General features: G+C 67.2%; 22 protein-coding genes. 14 read left to right on the top strand and 8 right to left on the bottom strand.

The window, feature by feature from the left end; genetic code table 11:
• Positions 1 to 32: 32 nt before the first annotated feature.
• Genes WD184_09670 through WD184_09660 form a run of 3 tightly spaced genes read right to left on the bottom strand, consistent with a single transcriptional unit; the run spans position 33 to position 3,352 of the window.
• Positions 33 to 1,043, bottom strand: coding sequence for a TIGR03617 family F420-dependent LLM class oxidoreductase (locus WD184_09670; GenBank protein ID MEX0827000.1), 1,011 nt, complete (start codon positions 1,041 to 1,043; stop codon positions 33 to 35).
• Positions 1,043 to 2,623 carry a gamma-glutamyltransferase gene (locus WD184_09665; protein ID MEX0826999.1) on the bottom strand — a complete coding sequence of 527 codons (1,581 nt, stop codon included), beginning with the start codon at positions 2,621 to 2,623 and terminating at the stop codon, positions 1,043 to 1,045. The genes WD184_09670 and WD184_09665 overlap by 1 nt, the downstream gene beginning before the upstream one ends.
• Before the next feature lie 51 nt (positions 2,624 to 2,674).
• Entirely contained in the window at positions 2,675 to 3,352 is a 678-nt protein-coding gene (locus tag WD184_09660; protein MEX0826998.1) for a hypothetical protein, read from the bottom strand.
• Positions 3,353 to 3,769: 417 nt separating this feature from the next.
• Between WD184_09660 and WD184_09655 the strand changes: the two genes are divergently transcribed.
• From WD184_09655 to WD184_09635, 5 genes are all read left to right on the top strand, one after another.
• Positions 3,770 to 5,080 carry an HD domain-containing phosphohydrolase gene (locus WD184_09655; GenBank protein ID MEX0826997.1) on the top strand — a complete coding sequence of 437 codons (1,311 nt, stop codon included), beginning with the start codon at positions 3,770 to 3,772 and terminating at the stop codon, positions 5,078 to 5,080.
• Entirely contained in the window at positions 5,073 to 6,266 is a 1,194-nt protein-coding gene (locus WD184_09650) for an HD domain-containing phosphohydrolase (GenBank protein ID MEX0826996.1), read from the top strand. Before WD184_09655 ends, WD184_09650 begins: the two co-directional genes overlap by 8 nt.
• 42 nt (positions 6,267 to 6,308) lie before the next feature.
• Positions 6,309 to 7,076 (top strand): enoyl-CoA hydratase-related protein, encoded by a 768-nt coding sequence (locus WD184_09645; GenBank protein MEX0826995.1) that lies wholly within the window; start codon positions 6,309 to 6,311, stop codon positions 7,074 to 7,076.
• Entirely contained in the window at positions 7,073 to 7,555 is a 483-nt protein-coding gene (locus WD184_09640) for an NUDIX domain-containing protein (GenBank protein MEX0826994.1), read from the top strand. The genes WD184_09645 and WD184_09640 overlap by 4 nt, the downstream gene beginning before the upstream one ends.
• Before the next feature lie 115 nt (positions 7,556 to 7,670).
• A complete protein-coding gene (locus WD184_09635; protein MEX0826993.1) occupies positions 7,671 to 9,437 on the top strand; it encodes an SLC13 family permease in 1,767 nt (588 codons plus the stop codon).
• 13 nt (positions 9,438 to 9,450) lie between these two features.
• Here the strand turns inward: WD184_09635 and WD184_09630 are convergent, their stop codons facing one another.
• A complete protein-coding gene (locus WD184_09630; protein MEX0826992.1) occupies positions 9,451 to 10,065 on the bottom strand; it encodes a TlpA disulfide reductase family protein in 615 nt (204 codons plus the stop codon).
• 65 nt (positions 10,066 to 10,130) lie between these two features.
• Between WD184_09630 and WD184_09625 the strand changes: the two genes are divergently transcribed.
• A complete protein-coding gene (locus WD184_09625; protein MEX0826991.1) occupies positions 10,131 to 10,745 on the top strand; it encodes a sulfite oxidase-like oxidoreductase in 615 nt (204 codons plus the stop codon).
• Positions 10,746 to 10,771: 26 nt separating this feature from the next.
• Here WD184_09625 and WD184_09620 read toward each other — a convergent pair whose 3' ends face one another.
• Entirely contained in the window at positions 10,772 to 11,812 is a 1,041-nt protein-coding gene (locus WD184_09620; GenBank protein MEX0826990.1) for an enolase C-terminal domain-like protein, read from the bottom strand.
• 10 nt (positions 11,813 to 11,822) lie between these two features.
• A complete protein-coding gene (acnA, locus tag WD184_09615) occupies positions 11,823 to 14,567 on the bottom strand; it encodes an aconitate hydratase AcnA (GenBank protein MEX0826989.1) in 2,745 nt (914 codons plus the stop codon).
• 210 nt (positions 14,568 to 14,777) lie between these two features.
• Here acnA and WD184_09610 point away from each other — a divergent pair, with 210 nt between their 5' ends.
• From WD184_09610 to WD184_09595, 4 genes are all read left to right on the top strand, one after another.
• Positions 14,778 to 15,326: a LemA family protein gene (locus tag WD184_09610; GenBank protein MEX0826988.1), complete on the top strand. Its 549-nt coding sequence runs from the start codon at positions 14,778 to 14,780 to the stop codon at positions 15,324 to 15,326.
• 58 nt (positions 15,327 to 15,384) lie between these two features.
• On the top strand, positions 15,385 to 17,286 hold the full coding sequence (locus WD184_09605; protein ID MEX0826987.1) for a DUF2207 domain-containing protein: 1,902 nt from the start codon (positions 15,385 to 15,387) through the stop codon (positions 17,284 to 17,286).
• Between the two features lie 53 nt (positions 17,287 to 17,339).
• The gene (locus WD184_09600; protein MEX0826986.1) at positions 17,340 to 18,422 is read left to right on the top strand and encodes an Mrp/NBP35 family ATP-binding protein; all 1,083 of its coding nucleotides are present in this window, start codon (positions 17,340 to 17,342) and stop codon (positions 18,420 to 18,422) included.
• A 138-nt stretch (positions 18,423 to 18,560) separates the two neighbouring features.
• Complete coding sequence (locus WD184_09595) at positions 18,561 to 18,803, top strand: DUF3107 family protein (protein ID MEX0826985.1); 243 nt, start codon at positions 18,561 to 18,563, stop codon at positions 18,801 to 18,803.
• Positions 18,804 to 19,029: 226 nt separating this feature from the next.
• Here WD184_09595 and WD184_09590 read toward each other — a convergent pair whose 3' ends face one another.
• Positions 19,030 to 19,296: a WhiB family transcriptional regulator gene (locus WD184_09590; protein MEX0826984.1), complete on the bottom strand. Its 267-nt coding sequence runs from the start codon at positions 19,294 to 19,296 to the stop codon at positions 19,030 to 19,032.
• A gap of 197 nt (positions 19,297 to 19,493) precedes the next feature.
• On the opposite strand from WD184_09590, the gene WD184_09585 reads away from it, so the two are divergent.
• The 3 genes from WD184_09585 to WD184_09575 all read left to right on the top strand — a co-directional run bounded on the left by WD184_09585 (position 19,494) and on the right by WD184_09575 (position 21,906).
• The gene (locus tag WD184_09585; GenBank protein MEX0826983.1) at positions 19,494 to 19,955 is read left to right on the top strand and encodes a GatB/YqeY domain-containing protein; all 462 of its coding nucleotides are present in this window, start codon (positions 19,494 to 19,496) and stop codon (positions 19,953 to 19,955) included.
• Positions 19,952 to 20,887, top strand: coding sequence for a non-homologous end-joining DNA ligase (ligD, locus tag WD184_09580; protein ID MEX0826982.1), 936 nt, complete (start codon positions 19,952 to 19,954; stop codon positions 20,885 to 20,887). Before WD184_09585 ends, ligD begins: the two co-directional genes overlap by 4 nt.
• A 110-nt stretch (positions 20,888 to 20,997) precedes the next feature.
• Positions 20,998 to 21,906 (top strand): EamA family transporter, encoded by a 909-nt coding sequence (locus tag WD184_09575; GenBank protein MEX0826981.1) that lies wholly within the window; start codon positions 20,998 to 21,000, stop codon positions 21,904 to 21,906.
• 62 nt (positions 21,907 to 21,968) lie between these two features.
• Here the strand turns inward: WD184_09575 and WD184_09570 are convergent, their stop codons facing one another.
• Entirely contained in the window at positions 21,969 to 22,757 is a 789-nt protein-coding gene (locus tag WD184_09570) for a Ku protein (GenBank protein MEX0826980.1), read from the bottom strand.
• Between the two features lie 264 nt (positions 22,758 to 23,021).
• Here WD184_09570 and WD184_09565 point away from each other — a divergent pair, with 264 nt between their 5' ends.
• The gene (locus WD184_09565) at positions 23,022 to 23,798 is read left to right on the top strand and encodes a CPBP family intramembrane glutamic endopeptidase (protein ID MEX0826979.1); all 777 of its coding nucleotides are present in this window, start codon (positions 23,022 to 23,024) and stop codon (positions 23,796 to 23,798) included.
• The last annotated feature ends 114 nt before the right edge of the window (positions 23,799 to 23,912 follow it).

Genomic DNA, 23,912 nt, shown 5'->3' with positions numbered 1-23,912 from the left:
GTCCGGCACCTCAAGAGGGGAGGCTTACCCCCTCACCGATTACTCAGTTGGGCCACCAGCCCCCCGAGGGTCTCGTCGGCGGGTTCCTCTCCGAAGACCAGCCCGAGCCGGTCGACGGTTCCATCGCAACGCTCTTCGATTGCGCGGGCGACGCGGTCGATCGGAGCCACCACCGCGACGGTCTCGAGCACTTCGTCGTCGACCAGGTCGCCCATCATCGACCATTCACCTCGCTTGCTCATCGCGGTCAACTCGTCGCCCATCGCCCAGCCATGGAGGTCGAGCACCGCCCGGTAGGCGGGAGTGCTGGCGTAGAACGCGATTCGGTTCCTCACGGCTGCTGCCGATCGCTCCATTTCCCCGGCGTCGCGCCCGGTCACCACGAACAGGGTGGCTACCCGGGTGACCGCGGCCGCATCCCGCCCGCGGCGGGCGGCGCCGACCGCGATGGCGGGACCGACCGTCTCCTCCAGGTATCGGCGGGTGTGGAAGGGGTGGATATGGATCCCGTCCGCGGCTTCGCCGACCAGGCGGCACATGGCAGGCCCCACCGCGGCCAGATAGATCGGCACCTCCGGGTGTGCGATCGGCCCGGGGTTGAAGAAAGGGGTCATGAGTGAGAAGCGGTAGTGCTCCCCCTTGAACCGCAGCGGGTCGCCGTGTTGCCATGAGTGCCAAATCGCCCGCAACGCCGCGATGAATTCGCGCATCCGCGGGACGGGCTCGCCCCAGGGCATCGAGAACCGGCCGACGATGTGGGGGCGGATCTGGGTTCCGAGTCCCAGCAGAAACCTGCCCTGCGAGAGATCGGCGAGGTCCCAGGCCGAGTGAGCGATCGTCATCGGCGAACGAGCGAACGCCACCGCCACCGCGGTGCCCAGGTCGAGTTCCGGCTCGGCGGTGGCGGTCACCGTCAGGGCCAGGAACGGGTCGTGGCTGGTCTCCGCCGCCATCACCCCGTCGAACCCGAGGGATCGCGCCCGATGCGCTTCGTCCGCGACGGTTCCGATCCTGTCGGCGGCCAGGTAGTGGTCGAGGCGCATCAGTCGCCGGCGGCGGTGGCCGACGTCACCCTGGGGTCCGCTGCTCCGATGCGGGTGCCGCTCTCGTCGATCGCGATCATCGAGACCGGACCCCACCCCTGCGGGTAGTCGGGTCCGACTTCGACGGTATGGCCACGGTCGCCGAGCCCGGTGACGACCCGGTCGGACATGCGGCGTTCGACAGCAACCACCGACCCGCGCGGCCCGGGTCCTTCGGCATGCCACCGCGGAGCGGCCTGGGCATCGCCGGGCGCCAGGCGCGCGTGGAGGAGCAGCGCGGCGATCTGGGCGAGGTACTGGGGCTGCTGGTGCCCGCCCCGGGTGCCGAGGATCAGGGCGGTGCGGTCACCGCGGGTCCAGAGCGTGGGGGAGAGGGTGTGCATCGGGCGCTTGCCCGGAGCCGCCTCATTCGGATGCCCGGCGACCAGGCTGAAGCCACCGCCCCGGTTGTGGAGGAACACTCCGGTATCGCCAGCCGAAATGCCGCTGCCGATGCCGGTGAAGTTCGACTGGATCATGGAGACTGCCAGCCCGTCTCCGTCGATGGCGCAGAAATAGGCGGTGCCGCCGGGTGCCTCCCCCGGCTCCGGCCACAGGGCGACCATTTCGGGATCGATCGACTCGAGTCGGTCCAGAATCCGCTCGCGGTCGAGCAGGCGCTCGGGGGGCAGCGGAGCATGCCGGGGGTCGGCGACCAGGTCGTCTCGCTCCCAGGCGACGGCGCGGTAGGCCTCGATCACGGCATGGTGAAATGCCGGGTCGTCGGGATCGGCGGGTGGGTCGAGCGCCTCGATGAGCATCGCCGCGGCGAGCGTCAGATAACCCTGGCTGTTGGGGGGGACGGTCCATCCCTGCAGCCCGAAGACCTCGGTGCCGATCGCTTCGACCCAGTCTGCGGAGTTGCCGGCGAGGTCATCCGGTTCCAGGATCCCTGAGGTCGCCTCGGTGATGGCCGCGGCGACCCGTCCCCGGTAGAAGGCGTCCCGGCCGCCGGCGGCGATCGCTTCGAGGGTGGCGGCGAGATCGGGGCGAAAGAGGGTGGCGCCAGGGACGGGGGGCGAGCCGCCGGGGTACAGTGCCAGAGCGGAAGGTTGTCCGCCGATCATGGGCTCGATGCGGGTGAGATCGCTCGCCAGCTCCGTCGATACAGGGCATCCCTCTCGACCGAGCCCGATGGCCGGCGCCAGCAGATCGGCGAGAGGGCGGGTGCCATGCCGGGCCAGCAGTGCTTCCCATCCATCGACGCAACCCGGCACCGTGATCGAGTCGGGTCGACGCAGCGGGATCGTGGTATGCCCTTCCCGGCGAAGCCGTCCGGCATCCAAACCCGCTCCGCCTCGTCCCGACGCATTCAGGACTTCGGGTCGGTCGGTGCCGGGTCGGTGGACGATGGCGAACAGGTCGCCCCCGATGCCGCAGGTGGTGGGCAGCACCATCCCGAGCACGGCGTTGGCGGCAACGATCCCGTCGACGGCGTTGCCCCCCGCCGCCATGACATCGACCGCCGCCTGAGTGGCGAGATGGTGGGGAGTGACAGCAACGGCACCGGTACCGCGGTGCGTCGAAACGGCTCGGGTCATGCGGCCCGACGATAACGCGGCAAAGCTCCAGCTACGGCTCCAGCCCTCCTCCTACTCCGGGCGGGTGATCCGCCGGTTGAGGGCGTCGAGGACCGCCCGTACCACCGTCTCGCTGTCGTCGCCGTGGCTGAGGGCCGAGCCGATCGAGATCTCTTCGCCGCGCTCGCCGGTGGAGACGATCACGACGACGATCACCGTCCGCATCCCGATCATCGGCGCGCCTACCGCGTCGAGGGCCAGCGCCTCGCCGGGGAGTAGGTCCTCGATGGCGCGGATGGCCGCTTCGCCGACGAGGCGGTGGCGTGCCGTCGGCGCCGCCGGGCCGGTGGCGGTGCCGACGTATTCTTCGCCGTGCCATCCGAGGGTGACCGCCACGGTGGTGCGCGCCCCTTCGGGGATCTCGTGCACCCCCTTGATGGCGGGCCGATCGTCGCCTGCATCGAGGCGCTCGGGGCCAATCTGCACCACCGAGATCGCCCGCCGGTCGACGGTGATACCAAACCGGGCGAGGGCCAGTGACTGGACGTCGCGCACGACCTGCTTGGGGGCCTTGTCGGGGGCGGCGAGCACATGCACCTCGCGAATTCCGTCCCTACCGCCGACCACCCGCACGGCGTTGATCGAGGGCAGACGGGAGAGAGTTTCTTCGAGCTCTTGGATGTCCACCCGTTCCACTCCCCGAATTCCCACGCCCACCGTTCCACCACGAAGGGTAGTCAGTTTGGTCACCCATTGTCATGAGAACGCGAAAATCGCTTGGCAGGGGCCGAAGACCGGTTAGTGTCCTGATTGGGCGGACGTCTCCCCGATTGCGGGGGCGTCCGTTCTTGCGCGCCAGGGCTCATTTCCTGGCGGCGGGTAGCGGTCACTTGACAGGTGAAGGTGCGCGCAGATCGTGCCGATGAGAGTCGGACACGATCGGCGACACCGGGGTTGCCCGGGTCATCGTATGGCTAGCCCTCGACAACGAGCGAAGCGGATTCAGCCGCCACCGGATTAGAACCGGCGGCGAGCCTCCGACGAAGGGAAGCGGTAGGTGACATGTGGTCGACCGTGGGAAATTGGCCGAAAGATCCTGCCGATACGAAAGCCAAATGACTTGGCGTATCGGATAACTGAATGACCCGGGCTTCCCCGCTACCCCATATGACAAGCACCTCACACGATCGCAAGACCGCCATCCTCGCCGGCTCCTTTGCCGCGGCGGGAGCGGTGGTCCTCGCCCTCCTCTTCGTGGTCCAGTCGGACCCGCAGCCATTGGGCGTCTGGTTCGTTTTGGCCGCCTCCTTCTTCTTTCTCCAGATCAGCGCGGTCGAAGTCAACGATCGGCTGTTCGTGTCTTCGGCGATGATGGTGGCGTTCACGGCCGCGGTCGTCTTTGGTCGGGAGAGCGCCGTTCTGGCCGTGGCCCTCATGGCGGCGGTGTCGGCGTTGCATCCCGACGACTTGCGGGAGCGGCGGTGGCGGCAGCCCGCCGGGAACTTCGGGCAACTGGTCATCTCGGCCGCGGTCGGTATCGCCGTGTTCCTGCCGTTCCTCCCCGACGGCCCGGTCACCGGTCGCGACCTCCCGTTGCTCGCCGTTGGGGCCGCCCTCGCCGCGGTGGTCTACGACTGGGTCAACTTCCGTTTGGTCGCCCTCTATGTGCGTGTCGCCTATCCCGACCGCGACCTGCGGCCGTGGTCGAAGATGCTCGCCAATCACTTTGCCCTTTCGGTACTGGGTGCCTTCGGCGGGATTCTCGGGGCGGCGTACGTGCTGGTGGGGCCATTGATCCTTCCGCTGATGTTCCTGACCTTCGTGGTGGGCCATGTCGGCTTCGCCTCCTACAGCAAGCTCCGGGAGGCGCACGAGGACACCATCCGGGGGTTCGTCAAGGCCGTCGAAGCGCTGGACCCATACACCAGAGGGCACACCGAGCGGGTTGCGAGGTTCGTCCGGATTACCGGCGAGGAATTGGGCCTCGGGCCCGAGCGGCTCGAGACGCTCCGCTGGGCGGCGCTGATCCACGACGTCGGCAAGGTGGCGGTGCCGGCGAGCCTGCTGCACAAGCCGGGGTTGCTCACCGATGACGAGTACCGCCAGACGGTGCGCCACATGCAGGTCGTCGAGGAGGTGCTCAGTCGGGTCGACTTCCTTCGTCCGATGGTGGCCATCGTCGCCGGCCAGCACGCGCTGCTCGACGACGGGAGCAAGGCCGAGGTGCCGTTGGAGAGCCGGATCCTGGCAGCGGCAGATGCCTTTGACGCGATGACCAGCACCCGGTCATACCGGTCGGCGGTCAATCAGGCAACCGCCTTCGACCAGCTGCGCCGCCGCGACGATGTGTATGGACCCGAGGTGGTCGCCGCCCTGATCGCCGCGATCGAGGCGGCCGGAGAGGTGTACGGCTCGCCCGACGAGGAGAGCGCCGCTGAGGTGGAGCGACTGGTGAGGGAGCGTGCGATCCGTGCCTGACACCTTCCTCCGCCGCTTCGCCCTGCTGGTAGCCCCCGGCCTGGGTGCTGCCGCAGCAGTCCATTGGGCGGCCGGCTGGAAGTTTGTCGTGGTCGCTGCGATCTTTGTCGTCGGCCACCTCTTGCTGATTCCCAATCCGTCGGGCCGGGGTGCCCCTCTGTTGGTCGCCGTCGCCGCCGGCTTCGCCCTCGAATCGCAGGGATCCACGGTGCTGGTGCTCGGGGCGGCCGCGGTCGCCCTTCCCCTTGGCTGGTTCGTAGTGCAGTTGGTACACGGTCGCCGCGTGTCCGACCAGATGTTCCCCGCCGAGCCGGCCGGGCTCGTCGTCTTCGTCGGGGTGATGGCCGCCGCCGCGATGTTGATCCCCACCGGGACATATAGCGCGGCACTCGGTATGGCGGCCTTTGGGGTCGCCGCCGTCATGTGGTTTCTCACCGTGGTGGTGGTGCGGGCGTTCTACTCCCGTCAGGCGCGCCTTGCTCCGCGGCGGTTGGCCCTGGTCCGGGCCCTCGAAGACTGGCCCGCCTACCTCGCACTCTTCTCGAGTGGGGCGCTCTACGGGCTCACTGCGCCCGCGATGGGGTGGTGGGCGCTTCCACTGGCCGGATTGCCGTACGCATTCAGCCATGTCTCATTACACCGGGTGCAGACCACCCGGAGCACCTACCGGCAGACGATTCAGGCCCTGGGTGCGATCCCGGAGGCCGGCGGTCTGGTGGCCGTGGGTCACGCCGCTCGCGTTGCCGACATTGCGGTGGGCGTCGGGGCCGAGATGGGCCTGTCGGCGGGCGTATTGCAGCGTCTGGAATACGCCGCTCTCCTCCACGACCTCGGCCGGGTGGTGCTGGCCAATCCGACGGTGGCGGCGGGGTCGTACACGCTGTCGGATGTCTCAGGGTGGAGTGCCGCGATCGTCTCCGAAGCGAGATATCTCGAGAATGTGGCGGAGGTCGTCGCCGCCCAGCACCATCCCTACCGCCGACCCGGCGAGGAGCGCGACCCGGACCACCCCCTGGCGTCGAAGATCCTGCGCGTCGCCGCCGCATACGACGGTGAGATGAACAACGGGCTGTCGCCGATCGAGGCGATCGAGACTCTGCATCGAGGCGCGGCGTACGACTACGACCCTGAAGTGGTCACCGCCCTCCGACGGGTCCTCGAGCGTCGGGCAGCCATCGCCGCCTGAGGCTGGCATGGGGGATCCGATCCCGACCCGTAGAATCGCCGTGTGCTCCGTTACGAGGTCGAACCGCCGCGAGCCACGATCACGATCGACGACCCGGAGCGTCGCAACCCGCTGTCGAATGCGGCCATGGGCGAGATCGCCGATCTGATCGACCGCGCCGCCGCCGACCCGTCGGTGCGGGTGGTCGTCATCACCGGCGCCGGCAACCAGGCGTTCTCCGCCGGCGGTGACCTGAGCGGGGGTTTCGTGGAGAACCCGATCGCCGACCATGACGAACGGGGGGCGCTCGGCCGCTTGCTGCGTTCCCTGCGGACTTGCGGAAAGCCAACAGTGGCCAGGGTCAACGGGCATGCACTCGCCGGCGGCTTCGGATTGGCGGCTGCGTGCGACATCGTCGTGGCCGTGAAGGAAGCGACTTTCGGCACCCCCGAGATCAAGGTGGGTCTGTGGCCGATGATGATCACGGCAGTGCTGCAGCGGGTGATGCCGCACAAGGCGGTGTTGGAGCTCATGATGACCGGGCGGTCGATCACGGCCGAGGAGGCCCAGCGCCTCGGAGTGGTCTCCCGGGTGGTGCGGCGATCCGAGCTCGATGAGGCGGTCGATCTGGTTGTGTCGGGACTCGCTGCCGCCAGCCCGGCGGTTCTCCGGCTGGGGCGCGACTCGTTCTTTGCGGTCGAAGATCTGGACTTCGATTCGGCGGTGGCTCAACTCCATATCGGGCTGACTTCGGTGGCGGCGACCGAGGACGCTGCGGAAGGTGTTGCGGCGTTCCTCGAGAAGCGGCGACCGAACTGGCGCGGTCGGTGAGCTCAATCGTCCCGAGCCGGCTGCGCCCTTCGGCCAAGGCAGTTGTCGTCAAGGACGGGCGGGTGCTGGCCAACCACCATCGGCCTGTCGGTGGGCAGTCCGAGTGGTTCGGGTTTCCCGGAGGCGGCCAGCGGCCCGGTGAGACGTTGGCAGACGCCCTCCGCCGCGAGGTCGCCGAGGAGACCGGGTGCGTGGTGGAGCCGATCCGCCTGCTGTGGGTGCGTGAGCTGATCGTCGCCTTGCGGCCCGAGCTGCCATTCGACCCGGCGGATCACGCCATCGAGTTCATGTTCGAGTCCCGGCTCATCGACGATCGGGGGGTGGCCACCGCCGTCGACACCGATCAGGTCGGGACGGCCTGGCTGTCGCCCGAGGACATCGCCGACCGGGTGTTCTTCCCGCGTGCGCTGGCGGCGTCCGTGGCGGGGTTCCTGCGCGGCGGGCAGCCCGGGCCGGTGTACCTGGGAGACGTGGATTGAGCCGGTTCACCCAGCGGCAAGTCAAGTGGCACGGCTGCGCGACCTGGCAAGTCGCCAATCGCCAATCGCCAATCGCCAATCGCGCCGCTCCGCAGGAGCGGCCCAGGAGCGGCCCATGACCTGGGAAGCCTGGTTCACGCTGGCAGTGGTGGTGCTGACAATCATCCTTCTGGCCCGTGACTTCACCGCGCCATCGGCGATCGTCTTCGGCGCCGTCGTTGCGTTGCTGGTAGCGGGTGTGCTGGAGCCCCACGAGGCCTTCGGCGGGTTCGGGAACCCCGCCCCGATAACGGTCGCCGCGTTGTACGTGGTGGCCGCCGGGATCGAACGCACCGGAATCCTCAACCGGATCGTCGACCTCGTCTTGGGTTCTGGTGGCGGTGATCGGCGGACCCTCACCCGTCTGCTGGTTCCCACGGCGGCCGCCTCGGCGTTCTTGAACAACACGCCGATCGTGGCGATGATGGTGCCACCGGTGAGCCGGTGGACCCAGCGGATGGGCCGGTCGGTCTCCCGGTTCCTGATGCCCCTTTCGTATGCGGCCATGCTCGGCGGAATGGTCACTCTGATCGGGACCTCGACCAATGTCGTGGTGTCGGGCCTCCTCGAGTCGGCGGGGATGGATCCGATGGGATTCTTCGAGATCTCGAAGATCGGGCTCCCGGTGGCAATCGGAGGGGTCGCCCTTCTGGTTCTCCTGGCGCCGAGCATCCTCCCCGACCGGCGTCCGGCGCGCCAGGACATCGAGGATGTGCGGGAGTTCGTCGTCGAGATGACCGTCGATACCGGTGGTCCGCTCGACGGGCTCTCGGTGGCCGCCGCCGACCTGCGCCACCTGGCGGGAGTGTTCCTCGCTCAGGTAGAGCGTGCCGGCGAGACGATCGCCCCGGTTACGCCGAGCACGGTTCTGCGCGGCGGTGACCGGCTCCGGTTCGTGGGCAACGCCCGCGAGGTCGCCGACGTGCACGACCGCGCCGGGATCACCCCGGAAGCCCAGGAGCATGCGGTGGCCATCCCCACCGGCCAGCACGCCTTCTTCGAAGCAGTGATCGGTGACGCCTCTCCGCTCGTCGGGGCATCACTCAAGGGAATCGGATTCCGCCAGCGATACCAGGCAGCCGTTCTTGCCATCCATCGGGCGGGCCAGCGGGTGGAGGGGAAGCTGGGAGAGGTGCGGCTCAAGACTGGAGACACGCTGCTGGTGCTGGCATCGCCGGCATTTCAGGATCGTTGGCACGGGAGCAACGACTTCCTGCTTGTTTCACGATTCGGCGGTCCCGAGCCCGCTCGGCCCAAGAAGATCGTGCCGGCGAGCCTCGTGGGCCTGGCGGTCGTGGTGGCTGCCGGGTCCGGGCTTCTCCCGATCCTGGAGGCGTCGCTGCTCGGAGCGATCGCGATGGTGGTGTTCGGGGTGCTCAGCCCCAACGAAGCGCGGACCGCGGTCGACCTGGACGTGATCGTCGTGATCGCCGCTGCCTTCGGGCTGGGGGAGGCCATCGGCATCACCGGCCTGGCTCAGCGAATCGCCGACGGTCTGGTGGCTCCGGCAGAGAGCTTGGGCCCGGCCGCGCTGGTCCTGGCGGTCTCCCTGGCGACGCTGGCGTTGACCGAGGCCATCACCAACAACGCGGCGGCCGTGCTGATGTTCCCGGTGGCAGTGGCCGCAGCCAACGACGCAGGCGCCGACCCGCGCGCCTTCGCCATCGTGGTGGCCCTCATGGCCTCAGCGTCGTTCCTCACCCCGATCGGTTATCAAACGAACACCATGGTGTGGGGCCCGGGCGGGTACCGCTTCGGCGACTACGCCAGGCTGGGCACCCCGCTGACGATCTACGCCCTTGCCATGGTGGCGGTGCTGGCTCCGGTGTTCTGGGTCATCTGAGGTTCGGCCAGGGCTATCCGAACAACGAGTCGATCAGGTCCTGAACCTGATCCTGCGTCACCCCGCCGTACACGATGCGGACCAATTGGCCGTCCCCGTCGACGAAGAAGGTGGCAGGAAGCCCCGGAGAGGGGTAGCGGGCCCCGACCGCGTCATCTTCGTCGACCGCCAGTGCGTACGACACGCCGATCTCGGCGGCAAAGTTGCGGGCGGCGGTGGGGTCGTCGTCCACCGCGACCCCGATCAGGAACACCTCTGGATTGGCGGCGGCCACCGCGTCGAGCGCGGGCATCTCCTCGCGGCACGGACCGCACCACGATGCCCACAGGTTGAGGATCACCGGGCGCCCGTCGCTCTCCAGGTGGTCGCTGAGCCGGAAGCGGCCGCCGGCGATCAGATCGACGGCGAAATCCGGTGCTTCGTCTCCGGTGGGAGCGCCCCCGATCGTCGGGATCGTCGGACCGGACTGATCGTCGCCCCCGAAGAAGGCGATGCCGATCACGACGAACGCCGCAGCCACCAGCGTGAGTGCCCCCAGCGGCCAGCGCGGCCCTCGCCGCCGCGGCTCGGGAGCGGGTTCGTGGGGTGCGAGCGGGTCGGGGCCGGCAGGCTGGGGAGAATCGATCACGCTCGGGAGCGTACCGCCCGCCGCCGCCTAGAAACCCCTGCTATTCGGCCTGTACCATCCCGCCGGTGACGTCATTCTTCGAGCGGAATCGGAGTGAGCTGGCGGCCCAGGGGATCGACCCCTCCCGTCTTCCGCCCGGCCAGTACAACACCGACCGGTTCCCGGTCCTTCACGCGGGAATCGTCCCCGAGACCGATCCGGCCACCTGGGACTTCACGGTCGGGGGGCTGGTCGACGTTCCGCTGCGGCTGGGTTTCGACGAGTTCCGTTCGCTGCCCACCAATACCATCACCGCCGACATCCACTGCGTCACGAAGTGGTCGAAATTCGACACCGAGTGGGAGGGGGTGCCCACGACGACGGTGCTGGAGCAGGCAGGGTCACAGCAGTCCGCCACGCACGTCGTCATCCGCGCCGAGCACGGCTTCACCGCCAACCTCCCTTTGGCCGATTTCGCCCGGGAGGGAAACCTCTTCGCCTGGCGGTTCGGAGGCGAGGAACTCGAACCGGATCACGGATGGCCTCTGCGGCTGGTGGTTCCGCACCTCTATTTCTGGAAGTCGGTGAAGTGGGTGCGCGGGATCGACCTGCTCGACCACGACGAGCCGGGGTTCTGGGAGCGCAACGGGTATCACATGTACGGCGACCCGTTCAAGGAGCAACGGTACTGGGGCGATTGACCAGGTCCCGGTGGCGACTCTCACTCCTAGGCGACCACCACCGTCCTGCGGATCTCTAGTCGGGCCAGCCGCTCCCGATCGGGTGAGGCTCCGATGCCGGGTGTTTCGTCGGGCGCCGCTTCCCCCTCGATGAGCGGCGGGTAGTCGGCCACGTCGGCCTGGAGGTAGCCCAGGGGTGGCGCGATCTCGGCGTCGGCCACTCCGTCGAGCATGGCGAAGGCGAGCAACAGCCGCCGGCCGATCGCGGTGTCGAAAGTTCCTCCGACCTTCACCCTGATGCCCTCGCCGACGGCGAGGGCGAGGATTGCCTTCGCCGCTTCGAGTCCGAGCCGGTTCACCTTCACGGACAGGAGGTCGGCGGCATCGGCACGGAGGATCTGGCGGACGTCGCCGATGGAGTGGATCGCTTCGTCGACCGCTACTGGGATCAGCCCTCTACGCCTCAGTTCGGCATGCGCCGCCAGGTCGTGGGCCGGGAACGGCTGCTCGATGAGTGAGACGCGGGCTTCGGCGAGGCGTTCGAAGATCGGGTCGGCGGGGCTCCGGTAGGTGGCGTTCGCGTCGACGGCGAGGTCGATGAGCGGAAACGAGTCGCGAATCGCCCCGACGGTTTCGGCATCCCGCCCGGGAGCGATCTTCACTTTGATCGCTTTGAGGCCCCCTGCCGTCAGCCGGCCCAACCGTTCCACCAGATCGCCCGGCTCGGTGGCGAGTCCCAGAGTGTGCCTGGCGACGACCCGGCGGGTACCTGCTCCGAGGAACCGGTGGAACGGCAGACCCGCCATGCGAGCCTGAAGGTCGGCAGTGGCGGCCTGCAGCGCCGCGCTGGCGATGGGGGGGAGCGGGGCCTCGCCCCGGATGACATCGGCCGATTCGAGAGCGGCCCACGCCGCCTCGGCGGTGCCCCAGCGCCTCGACGGGAACGCCGGGGCTTCGCCCCAGCCAACGACTCCGCCGGCCTCGGCGCCTACCAGGATCGACCGTCTGCTCGGGTAGACCCCATCGGGGGTGACCAGCGGTTCGGCGAACCCCAGTTCGACCTCGTGGAGGTGGAGTCGTTCGATCATCGCGAAAATATTACGCGCGGGCATGCCTCGCGGCCATATCGCGAAGGACCATGTGGAGGATCCCGCCGTGGCGGAGGTACTCGATCTCGATCGGTGTGTCGGCACAGGCGAGCGCATCGAACTCGACCACGGACTGGTCCGCCCGGGTGGCTCGAACTCGAACGAGGCCATGGGGGACGAGGCGATCGTCGACGGCCAGGTCGTAGACCTCGGTCCCGTCGAGCCCGTATGCGTCGGCGTTCATCCCGTGAGGGAAAGTCAGCGGCAGAACACCCATCATCACCAGGTTCGACCGGTGGATTCGCTCATACGACACCGCGAGGACTGCCTTGACCCCCAGCAGGAACGAGCCCTTGGACGCCCAGTCACGCGAGGAGCCCATTCCGTAGTCCGCTCCGCCCAGAACGACCAACGGGATGCCGGCCGCCCGGTAGGACACGCTGGCTGCGAACACCGACTTGACGGTGCCGTCGGTGAAATCGGTCGTGAACCCACCCTCGGTGCCGGGGGCAAGCAGGTTCCGGATCCGGATATTGGCGAACGTCCCCCGCGTCATCACGCGGTCGTTCCCGCGGCGCGATCCGTACGAGTTGAAGTCAGCCGGTTCGACGCCCCGCGACCGCAGATAGTCGGCCGCCGGTGAGGCCGGGTCGATGGCGCCGGCCGGGCTGATGTGGTCGGTCGTGATCGAGTCGCCAAGGAGCATCAGGGCGCGGGCACCTTCGATCGGGCGCAGTGGCGTGGGTTCAGGCGCCATATCGACGAAGAACGGCGGCTCCTGGATATAGGTGCTGGCGTCGCTCCAGGCATACAGATCGCCGCTCGGGACCTGGATCGCCCGCCATTCTTCGGAGCCGGTGAAGACCTCGGCGTACTCGCGGTTGAATTGCTGTTGCGACACCTTGGAGGCGACCACCTCTGCGATCTCGTCCTGGCTCGGCCAGATGTCGGCCAGGAACACCGGCTTGCCCTCGGGGTCCTGGCCGATCGGATCGTTGATCAAGTCGATGTCGACGGTCCCGGCGATCGCGTAGGCCACCACCAGCGGAGGAGACGCGAGGAAGTTGGCCCGCACGTCCGGGGAGATCCGACCCTCGAAGTTGCGGTTTCCCGAGAGCACGGACGCCACCACCAGGTCACGCTGGTGGGTCGCCTGGCTGATCGGCTCGGGAAGGGGTCCGGAGTTGCCGATGCAGGTGGTGCATCCATAGCCGACGAGGAAGAATCCGAGTGCTTCGAGGTCGTCCATCAGGCCGGCTTCGGTCAGGTACTCGGTGACCACCTTGGACCCGGGCGCGAACGAGGTCTTCACCCATGGCTTGCGTTCGAGGCCCAGTGCCCGTGCCTTGCGGGCCACCAGACCGGCGCCGATCATCACATCGGGGTTCGAGGTGTTGGTGCAGGATGTGATCGCGGCGATCACGACGTCGCCGTGGTTCAACTCGAAGCGCTGGCCGTCGTAGAAAACGGTCGCCCCGTTGGGCTCGTCGACCGAGGGCTCTGCCACCGGGCCGCCCTCGTCCTCCCACTCGAGGACGGTGCCCTTACCGGCCGGGGCAGACTTGCCGAACACGTTCACCAGATCCTGGTGCCACTGGCCTTTCATCGCGCTCAGGTCGACGCGGTCCTGCGGGCGTCGGGGCCCCGCCAACGCCGGGGTCACCGTTCCCATGTCGAGTGCGAGCTCGGACGAGTAGGCGGCCCTGCGGGAGTCGTCCCGCCACAGCCCCTGCATCCGGTAGTACTGCTCCACGGCCTCGATCAGTGCCTCATCCCGCCCGGTGAGGCGGAGGTAGGCGGTGGTCTGAGTATCGACAGGGAAGAAGCCGACCGTCGCGCCGTATTCGGGCGCCATGTTGGCAATCGTGGCGCGATTGGCGACCGGCATCGCGTCGAGGCCCCCACCGTGGAATTCGACGAACTTACCGACAACCCCGTGCTCGCGGAGCATCTGCGTCACCCTGAGCACCAGATCGGTGGCCGTCGATCCATCGGGGAGGCTCCCGGTCAACTCGAAGCCCACCACCTCGGGGAGGAGCATGAAGATCGGCTGGCCGACCATCGCCGCCTCCGCCTCGATTCCGCCGACACCCCATCCGAGGACGCCGAGGCCGTTGATCATCGTCGTATGGGAGTCGGTGCCGACGAGGGTGTCCGGATATACGGCAAAGCCGTCATCCCACAGCACCTTGGCGAGGTACTCGAGGTTCACCTGGTGGACGATCCCCGTCGCCGGCGGAACCACCCGGAAGTTGGCGAAGGCGGTCTGCCCCCACTTGAGGAACTCGTAGCGCTCGCGGTTGCGGGCGAACTCCTTGGCACTGTTGATGCCCAGCGCCAGTGCGCTGTTGAAGGCATCCACCTGCACCGAGTGATCGATGACGAGGTCGGCCGGCACCAGCGGGTTCACCATTGCGGCGGCGGAGGGGTCGCCAGTCATCCGCACTATCGCCGACCGCATCGCGGCAAGGTCGACGACCGCCGGTACGCCGGTGAAGTCCTGCAGCACGACCCGGGCAGGTCGGAAGGCGATCTCCGCCTCCACCACCTCAGCGGCGCGGTAGCGGGCCACTTCCTCGATGTCCGAGTCTTGGACCACCAGGCCGTCGTGAGTACGGAGCACCGCCTCAAGCAGCACCTTGATCGAGTACGGCATCGACTCGAGATCGGCGATGGACTCCAGCGCATCCAGCCGGTAGACCTCTCGGGTGCCGAGCGGGGTCTCGATGGTCGCGCGCGCGCCGAATGGGTCCATGCTCCGAGTTTAAGGGGTGAGCGAAATGGCTCGCCCCGGGGTCAGGGTTCGGCTTGCCACAAGCCGAACCTGATGAAGCGAGCGACGTATTCGGTCACCCCTTCAAGAGCCGCCACCCTTCGGTCAGATCGCGGCGAGACGGTTACGGCGGTCCGTGCCGGGTTGCCCGCCAGCTCCGCCAACCGCCTCCCTCCCCGGTACTCTTAGGGCATGCCACTGATCATCGGACTCGCTGTAATCGGCCTGCTGGTGCTGGCCGTCATCGCCATCTACAACCGGCTGGTTCGCCTCCGCAACCGCACCGACAACGCCTGGTCTCAGGTGGATGTGCAACTGAAGCGCCGCTACGACCTCATTCCCAACATCGTTGAGACGGTGAAGGGATACGCGGCCCACGAGCGGGAGACCTTCGAGGAAGTAGTGCGGGCACGCACGGCCGCCCAAGATGCCTCGACTGTCGAGGAGCAGGCGGTGGCCGAGAACATGCTGACCGGAGCGCTCCGCAAGCTGTTTGCGCTCGCCGAGGCGTACCCCGAGCTGCGGGCGAGCGAGAACTTCCGCCGCCTGCAAGAGGAGCTCGCCGAGACCGAGAACCGAATCTCGGTGTCGCGTCAGATCTACAACGACTCGACGCTCACCTACAACAACGCGGTCCAGACGGTGCCGTCGAACATCATCGCCAGCATGTTCAACTTCGCAAAGAGGGCCTACTTCGAGATCGAGGACGATGCCCGCAGCGCTCCCGAGGTGAGCTTCTGACCCCGTCGACCCTGCGACGAATCCCCATGCGACCGACAGCCGATGAGCGGCGAGTCCGATGATCGATCCTTCGCCCGTCCGCCGTCTCGCCGTCATCGGGCTGCTGTCGTTGGCGTTTCTAGCGCTGGCGATGCCGGTGGCCCAGGCTCTGTCGTATCGCGTCGTCGAGGCGCACGTCGCGATCACCGTGAACCCCGATGGTTCGCTGACGGTCCGCGAGGATCTCACCTTCTCGTTCGACGGGTCGTTCCAGGGCGCATATCGAGACATTCCGCTGCGGGCGGGTGAATCGATCACCGATGTGGTCGTCTCGGAAGACGGCGTGGGGTACGACCCCGGGGCCCCGACGGCGCTCGGCTCGTCGGGCGATCCCGGCAGCTATGGAGTCGTGGATCTCGGGTCCATCGTCCGGGTGGTCTGGCATTACCGGGCGAGCGACGAGCGGCGGACGTTCTCGGTGACCTATCGAATGGACGGCCTGGCGGTCGCTTACGCCGACGTCGTCGACGTCAACTTCAAGGTCTGGGGCCAGGAGTGGGACTTCGACCTCGACAATCTCACAGCCGAGGTGGTGATCCCGGCGGGCGCCCGGCCGGGTGAGGTGCTCGTTTGGGGGCACGCTGCTTCGGCTGGCGGGTCGACCTCGCTCGGCCCGGATGGCCTGTCTCCGACCCTGGAGGCGACCAACGTGCCAGATCACGAATGGGTGGAGATTCGCGTGGTGTTTCCGCGGGAGCTGCTGTCGTCGACAGGGGGGGCCAGGGTCGAGGCCGGGGACGCTCTCGAGGGCATCCTCGCCGAAGAGGAACACTTCGCCCGTGACCTGGGGCTCAACGCCGATCGCCGCCTCCAGGAGGGCCGCCGGCTCAAGGTCACGCTGGGGGCTTTGGCATTCTTCTTGATCCCGATCCCGGTCGGGGTCATCTGGGCATTCCGGCGGTATGGCTCGGAGCCCAGGGTCGCCTATGACCGGGAGTACGAGCAGGCTCCGCCGTCCGACGACCCGCCAGCCGAGGTGGGGGCCCTCGTCGCCCAGGGGACTTCTGACGAGGCCGAGTTCACCGCGACCCTGTTCGATCTCATCCGCCAGGGGGTCTTGGTTGCCCGGCCCGTGTCGGTGGATCGCAAGACCTGGGCGGGCCTCAGGCGTGAGGAGATCTCCGACCTCGAGATTGCGATGGGCGACGCCGACCGGGAGTTGAGGGCATACGAGCGGTCGGTGGTGACCGTCGTGCAGCGAGTTCTCGAGGATGGGCCCCAGCCGCTGACTGCATTTCGCAAGCGCATCCGCGAGGATGCCGCCGCCAACGCCACCACCTATCGGTCGTTCCGGGAGAAGGTCAGCCAGGCCCTCGTTTCCGCCGGGCTCATCAACGACAAGGCGCGCTACACGGGTCCGCTCATCCTGGCCGCAACCTTCGCGATCATCGGCGTGTTCGGGTACTTCGTGCTCGGCCCAATGCTCGCCGCGTTCTTCGACCTCATAGACGTCGAGATCATGCGAGTCGGAATCGTCGTCGTGACGGTCTTCGCCATCCTGGTCGCCCTCGCGTTGGCCTTTAGGCACACCCTGTGGGTTCGGAGGTCGAAGGCTGGTGCCCTGATGAATGCCCGCTGGCGGGCGTTCCGGGACTACCTCGAGGACTTCAGCCGAATGGACGAGGCGCCGCCGATGTCGTTGGCCCTCTGGGAGGAGTACCTCGTCTATGCCATCGCCCTCGGGGTCGCCGACGACGTCCTGGAAGCCGCCCGGCTGCAAGCACCGCCGGAACTGAACGACAGCAACCTCTACTGGTACGGCAGCCATGGGTACGGCGGTCATTCGTCGAACGCGATCACCGGGATCGCCTCTGCGCTCAACGGTGCATTCACCCCGCCGTCTTCGTCTGGTGGGGGAGGCGGGGGGTTCTGGGGCGGTGGTGGTGGCGGTGGCGGCGGTGGCGGCGGCGGGGCGTGGTAGGCGGGCGGCCTTCGGCCGCTGGGGCCGGCTGCCTTCTGGCCTACGATCAGCCCATGGCAAGGGACTCAGAGCTGTTCGGCGCGCTTTCTGGCGTCGTCGATCCTGACCTGCGGCGGCCAATCGGCGACCTCGGCCTGATACGGGAGGTCACCGTCGGCCCGTCCGGCGTCGTCGCCGTGGGGATCGCCGTCCCGACCCCCAACTGGAACGCCGAGCCCCTGGGGCGCCTGATTGCCGAAGTGGCGAAGGAGCAGGAAGGCGTCGAGGAAGTCCAGGTCGACGTTGCCTTCCTCGATGGCGCGGAGCAGGAGGTGTTGGCGGCGAGGCTGAAGGGGGAGCGCACCGTGGGTGGTGCGGGCTCTCGAACCCGGGTGATCGCGGTGGCATCCGGTAAGGGTGGGGTGGGCAAGTCATCCGTCACCACCAACACCGCCGTCGCCCTTGCCCGGTCGGGGCACGACGTAGCGGTGATCGATGCCGACGTCTGGGGGTACTCGATCCCGCGGATGCTGGGCATCGAGACCCCACCCCAAGCCGTCGCCGGTCTGATCATCCCTTCAGGCGCCAACGGCGTTCGGGCGATATCGATGGACTTCTTCGTCCCCGCCGATCAGGCCGTGGTCTGGCGGGGGCCGATGCTCCACAAGGCGCTCGAGCAGTTCCTCAACGACGTGTATTGGGACGAGCCCGAGTTTCTGCTGATCGACATGCCGCCGGGAACCGGGGATGTGGCCATCTCGATCTCGCAGTTCCTTCCCCGGTCGCAGACGGTCGTGGTCACGACCCCACAGATCACCGCACAGCGGGTCGCCAAGAGGGCGGCGGGGATGGCGGAGAAGGTGAACCAGGAGGTCCTGGGAGTCATCGAGAACATGTCATGGTTCACCGGTGACGACGGGACCCGATATGAGATATTCGGTTCCGGGGGCGCCGAATCGCTCGCCGCGGAGCTAGGGGTCCCGCTGCTGGGCAAGATCCCGCTTCTCCCGGCCATGCGCGCCGGTGCCGACCGCGGCGAGCCGGTGGCCATCGCCGCCCCCGAATCGGAAGCCGCCCAAGCCTTCGACGCGATCGCGCTGAAGATCGTCGAACTGCGGCCCCGCGTAAGAACGCACCCTGAGTTGATCATTCGCTAGCCGGCCTCCGCTCCGGCTCCGGCTCCAGCCAGAGACAGCCCCGGCTCCGGCTTCAGCCACGGCCGGAAGGTGCTTTGACTCTCCGCGTTGGCCGTCTCTGGCCGTGGCTGGGGCTGGGGCTGGGGTACCATCTTCAAGATGGCCAACACCTCGAATAAGACGCGCGTCAAGATCGGGATCACCTACGCACCTCGCGAGATCGACATCGACGTTGCCGACGGGGATGCGTTCATGGCCGAATTCGAACGGGTGATCAACGGCCCGGACAAGGTGTGGTGGATCGACGATCAGGAGGGCCACCGCCACGGAATCGTGGTCGACAAGGTCGCCTACGTCGATGTCGAAGCCCCGCGCGAACGCCTCGTGGGGTTCGGTAGCTAAGGCTCACAGCCTCGCAAGGCAAGGTGGGCGGGGTTTCGAACGGCGGTCCTGATGACTCCGGCTGGTGAGCAATGGTCTGCCGCCGTCAGGGAGGCGTCAGCAGTCGACCGACGCTCGGTTCCGCCGGTCCGCAAGATCGGGCTTGGGCTCTGGAGGCGCCTTGAGGCTGTCCTTCGAATTGTCCCAATTGCCAATCGCCAATCGCGGGCCGAGCGAAGCGAGGCCCTTAGGAGGCCCGCTTCCGGCGTTCGGCGAGCCAGCGCTTGCGCAGCCGTCGCCGCTCGTCTTCGGCATAGCCACCCCAGACGCCAGCTTCCTGGTTGGTCTCCAGGGCGTAATTCAGGCACTCTTCCTGGACGGGACACTGGGCGCAGATGGCCTTGGCGGCTTCGATCTGGTCGATGGCGGGTCCGGTGGTGCCGATCGGGAAGAAGAGGCTCGGGTCGGAATCTCGACACGCGGAGAGCTCTCTCCAATCGGTAATGGTCAGCATGGGATTTCTCTGTTCCTCCTCCACACGCCCGGCGAATGTGAAATCATTCACAAGGCAGTGTCAAAACTAGGCGCGATCTGCCAGTTGGTCAAGGGGTTTTGGCGGCAGTTGTTGCCCCGCGCCGGCGGGGTCTAAACCCCCGACTTGGCGCAATTTCGGCGAAAGTTGGCTGCTTCCGGCATTACCCTGCGGCGGCCATGTCGATCCACGAAGAACTCACCGCCGAACTCAGGGACGCGATGCGTGCTCGAGACCGCAATCGCCTCGATGTGATCAGGCAGATCGAGACGGAGGTCTCCAAGGCGCGCAGTGAGCCCGGATTCAAGGGCGAGGCCGACGATGCGCTCTATCGATCGGTGATCGCGGCGTATATCAAGAAGATGGACAAGGCTCGCGACGAGTTCCGCGCCGTCGGCGAGAGGGGTCAGAGCACCGTCGAGAAGCTCACGTTCGAGATCGAATACCTGGCCCGATGGCTCCCGACGACCCTTGACGAGGCAGCGACCCGCAAGGTCGTCGACATCGCCATCAAGGAGCTCCGAGCCAGCGACGCCAAGCAAGCAGGCCAGGTGATCGGCCACATCATGAAGAACGGCCCGCTCGGGATGGATGGCTCGCTGGTGAGCCGCCTCGTTCGGGAGGCCCTGGAGCAGGGGTGAGGCCCCCTCCCTACGCGCCGATGCTGGCCACCCCGTGGCCGAAGGCCTTCTCTGATGACGGGTGGCTGTTCGAGCCAAAATGGGACGGGATCCGGGGAGTGGTCACTTGGGATACCGAATCTGCCGAGATTCACACTCGCCGCGGTACCGAAGTCTCCTCTCGCTATCCGGAGCTAACCCGGCTGGAAGGTCTGCCGCCTTGTGTTCTCGATGGTGAAATCGTCGTTCTGGGCGATGCCGGGGTCCCCTCGTTCGAGAGGCTCCAACAGCGGATGAACCGGCTCGGCCCCAGGGCAACGGCGCATCCGGTCTCGTTCATCGCATTCGACCTTCTCCATTTCGACGGTGGCCCGCTGACAACCGAGCCGCTGGAAGCACGGATCGAGCGGCTCGCTTCGCTCGCGCTGCCTGCTCCCTACGCACGGATCGAGCCGACCGAGGGAGACGGCCTCAGCCTCTGGACCGTCGTGGCCGAGCGCGATCTGGAAGGGATGGTGGCCAAACGGCTGGGAAGCCGCTATCGGCCCGGCACTCGCTCTCCCGACTGGCGCAAGATCCACAACCTTCACACCGCCCGCGTTGTCGTCGGCGGGTTCACCGCTGGAGACGGTGGTCGGGCCCCGACGTTCGGTGCCTTGCTGCTGGGGCTGCCGGCCGAGGGAGCGCTGCGGTGGGTGGGTGCCGTCGGCTCCGGGTTCTCCGACGAGGCGCTGAGCGTGATTCGGACTGCCCTCGACGAGATGCGGTCTGAGCGGTCGCCGTTCCACCCCGATCCCGAGATCCCCGCAGCAACCTGGGTGGAACCGAATCTGGTGGCCGCCGTCGGTTACCGGAACTGGACCGCCGCCGGAAGGCTCCGCCATCCGGTCTTCAAGGGATTCACGGATGACGACCCGGAGGAGATCACCTGGGACGGCGAGCGGCCGTTGTGAAATTCACCCGGCTGCCGCACGCTGGTGCCATGGCCGTGCGCGTGATCCTCGCCGTCCCCTCGCACCCGAGGGCCGGGGGCTAGCATCTCGCTGCCTCTCAGGGGAAAACCGTGCCGACAGATGCGCCCAACCGTCTCACCCTCGCAGCATTCTCAGCTACCGTCTTGATCGGTGGGGTCAACTTCGTCGCAGTCCGGTACTCCAACCGCGAGCTCGAACCGCTATTCGGGGCGGGACTCCGTTTCGCGGCGGCAGCACTGCTTTTTCTGGGCTTCATCGCCTTGCGCAGGATCGGTTTACCGCGCGGCAAACAGCTGGTGGTGGCCGCCATCTACGGCGTGCTGGCGTTCACCGTCACCTACGCCGCCGCCTACTGGGCGCTACAGGAATTATCGGCCGGCGTCGCTGCGGTGGTGTTTGGGGCGACGCCCCTGATCACGATCATGCTGGCGGCCCTGCACGGCCTGGAGCGGGTCACCCGGCGCGGCCTCCTCGGCTCCCTGGTCGCCATCGTGGGGATCGGGGTACTCGCCAATCCCGGTAGTGACTCGGTGCCGTTGCTCCGCCTTGGAGCCGTTCTACTTGCCTCGGCGGCAGCGGCCGAGTCGTCAGTGGTCGTCAAGCTGGTGCCTCCGACGCACCAGGTCGCGACCAACGCCACGGCAATGGGCATCGGGTCGGCGTTGTTATTGGGCTTGTCGGCGCTCTCCGGTGAGGCTTGGGCGGTCCCCCAGTCGGCGCAGACCCGGGTGGCGCTCGGATACCTGGTGGTGGTCGGCTCGGTGGGCTTGTTTGCCCTCTTCCTCTTCACGCTGGGTCGGTGGACGGCATCGGCGGTGGCCTATGTGACCCCGCTGATGCCGGTGGTGGCACTGGTAGCCGGGGCCGTGATAGCCGGAGAGGAGATCACTGTTGCCGGCGTCGTCGGCGGTGCCATCGTCATCGCCGGGGTATGGATCGGGGTGCTGTGGAGACCCAGACGGCGTGAAACCCTCAAACCCCAACCCGCGGAGACCTGACGATCCCTCGACCGGGATGGGAATCGCCGATTGCCAATTGCGGCGAGCGCAGCGAACCCTCTTTACCCCGCCTTGCGTTTGGCCTTGGTGGCTTCGACGCTCGCCTTGAGGGCTTCCATCAGGTCGACGACCCCCGCAGGCTGGCTCGCCTCGGCTGAACTCACGATCTCCTGGCCGTCTAGCTTCCGCTGCGCCAGTTCCTCGACGGCTTCGCGGGAGACATCGATCCAGTCGTTCGGATCGAATGGTGCGGTGAGGTTGTCGATGATCATCTGCGCCATCTTGACCTCCTCTGGCCGGACCGTGATCTCCTCTTCGAGTGCCTCGAACGCCGGCTCACGGATCTCGTCGGGCCAGAACATGGTCTCCATCACCAGCACCCCCTCGTCGGCGCGGAGGGTGGCCGGGTACTCGCGGTCGCGGATGGCGACCTTCGCCAAACCGACCATGCCTTTGTCCTCCAGGGCAGAAAGGAGGATGCGATATGCCTTGACGCCGGTCTTCTCAGGAGCGAGGTAGTAGGAGGCCCGGTAATAGATGGGGTCGATCTCCTCGGACTTCACGAACTGGACGACATCCACCATGCCCGAGCCCTTTGCCTTGAGGGCGGCCTCCAGTTCGTCGTCAGTGAACACGACATAGCGATCCTTCTCGAACTCGAAGCCCTTGACGATGTCTTCGTAGGGGACCTCCTCCCCGTCGGAATCCGCGACCCGCTTGTACTTGATCCGCGCATGGTCGCCCGATCGCAACTGACGGAACCTGGGGCGCTTGTCCTCAGTGGCGGTGTAGAGCCCGACCGGGATCGTGACCAGGCCGAACGAGATGGCGCCTTTCCAGATGGGACGCATGGGGCTCCGTTTTCGCGTTCTCCGATGATACCCAGCCAGCTCTGGCCCCAGCTCCGGCCTCAGCCAGAGCCAGTCAGAGCCAGCCCCGGCTAGTTGACCTCAGAGGAGCCTGGCGATCCGCGTCGTCGGCCACTCGCCGGCCTCGCCACTGTCCGGCTGGGGCGGGGGCCGGAGCCGGGGCTGGCTCTCGCTGGAGGCGCCGTGCGGCGGTCAGACTCCACGCCGGCAACTACCTTGAACGGCCGCAACGGGGAGTGACGACTCGTGGAGAGTGAGAACGGGGTCGGGGCGGTTCGCCAGGCGCTCGCCGGCGTCGATCGGCGGACCCTCATCGTCTTCTTGTCGGCGACCGTGCTTCTCGTCGTGTTCGAGTATTGGGGTCTGCCGGGTTGGTTCCGGACTTCGCCCCTGCATCGATCGGTTGCCGATGCTCTCGGCCCCGGGTATCGCGAATATTACGGCCTGCTGCCGTACCAATACTGGGGGGTGAGCAGCCTGGTCATCAGGGTGCTGCTCCCGGTGATGGTGATCACGCTGGTGCTGCGGGAGCACCCCCGAGACTGGGGATTTCGGGTGCGGGGGCAGTGGCATCAACTCCGGCCGTATGCGTATGCCCTGGTGTTCATGGTGCCGGTGGTGTACGTCGCTTCGGCGCTGGGTGCGTTCCAGGCGAAGTACCCGTTCTACGAGCTGGCGTCACAAGGGGACTGGCATTTTTGGGGCTACCACCTCTTCTACGGCCTGCAGTTCCTGGGTTTGGAGGTGTTCTTCCGGGGGTTCCTGCTCTTCGGTCTGTATGCCCGGCTGGGCTACTACGCGATCCCGGTGATGGTGATCCCGTACACGATGATCCATTTCGGCAAGCCGGCGCTGGAGACTTTCTCGGCGATCATCGCCGGGTTCGTGCTCGGCTACCTGGCGCTCAAGTCGAAGTCGGTCTTATGGGGCTTTGCCGTCCACTGGGGCGTGGCGATCACGATGGACCTCATGGTGATCGGCCGCGAGATCGGCTTCAGCGAGTTGAGGCGAGTTCTGTTCTAAGAGTTCGCAATTCGCAATACGCCATTCGCAATTCGCAATTCGCCCAAACGGCTTGCCGCGTCGGTCGGGCCTTCTTGCGGAAGGCGGAAGGCGGAAGGCGGAAGGCCGTCACTG

The sequence above is a fragment of the Acidimicrobiia bacterium genome (genome assembly GCA_040878325.1).
In the GTDB taxonomy this organism is placed as follows: Bacteria; Actinomycetota; Acidimicrobiia; order Spongiisociales; family UBA11373; genus JAUYIV01.
This window is presented reverse-complemented; position numbering and strand designations above follow the sequence as displayed.

Excerpts from the sequence above, each read along its gene's own strand:
- WD184_09655 (MEX0826997.1), top strand. The coding sequence starts at position 3,770 with ATGACAAGCACCTCACACGATCGCAAGACCGCCATCCTCGCCGGCTCC.
- WD184_09595 (MEX0826985.1), top strand. The coding sequence starts at position 18,561 with ATGGCCAACACCTCGAATAAGACGCGCGTCAAGATCGGGATCACCTAC.
- acnA (MEX0826989.1), bottom strand. The coding sequence starts at position 14,567 with ATGGACCCATTCGGCGCGCGCGCGACCATCGAGACCCCGCTCGGCACC.
- WD184_09610 (MEX0826988.1), top strand. The coding sequence starts at position 14,778 with ATGCCACTGATCATCGGACTCGCTGTAATCGGCCTGCTGGTGCTGGCC.
- WD184_09635 (MEX0826993.1), top strand. The coding sequence starts at position 7,671 with ATGACCTGGGAAGCCTGGTTCACGCTGGCAGTGGTGGTGCTGACAATC.
- WD184_09620 (MEX0826990.1), bottom strand. The coding sequence starts at position 11,812 with ATGATCGAACGACTCCACCTCCACGAGGTCGAACTGGGGTTCGCCGAA.
- WD184_09605 (MEX0826987.1), top strand. The coding sequence starts at position 15,385 with ATGATCGATCCTTCGCCCGTCCGCCGTCTCGCCGTCATCGGGCTGCTG.
- WD184_09590 (MEX0826984.1), bottom strand. The coding sequence starts at position 19,296 with ATGCTGACCATTACCGATTGGAGAGAGCTCTCCGCGTGTCGAGATTCC.
- WD184_09585 (MEX0826983.1), top strand. The coding sequence starts at position 19,494 with ATGTCGATCCACGAAGAACTCACCGCCGAACTCAGGGACGCGATGCGT.
- WD184_09670 (MEX0827000.1), bottom strand. The coding sequence starts at position 1,043 with ATGCGCCTCGACCACTACCTGGCCGCCGACAGGATCGGAACCGTCGCG.
- WD184_09600 (MEX0826986.1), top strand. The coding sequence starts at position 17,340 with ATGGCAAGGGACTCAGAGCTGTTCGGCGCGCTTTCTGGCGTCGTCGAT.
- WD184_09570 (MEX0826980.1), bottom strand. The coding sequence starts at position 22,757 with ATGCGTCCCATCTGGAAAGGCGCCATCTCGTTCGGCCTGGTCACGATC.
- WD184_09665 (MEX0826999.1), bottom strand. The coding sequence starts at position 2,623 with ATGACCCGAGCCGTTTCGACGCACCGCGGTACCGGTGCCGTTGCTGTC.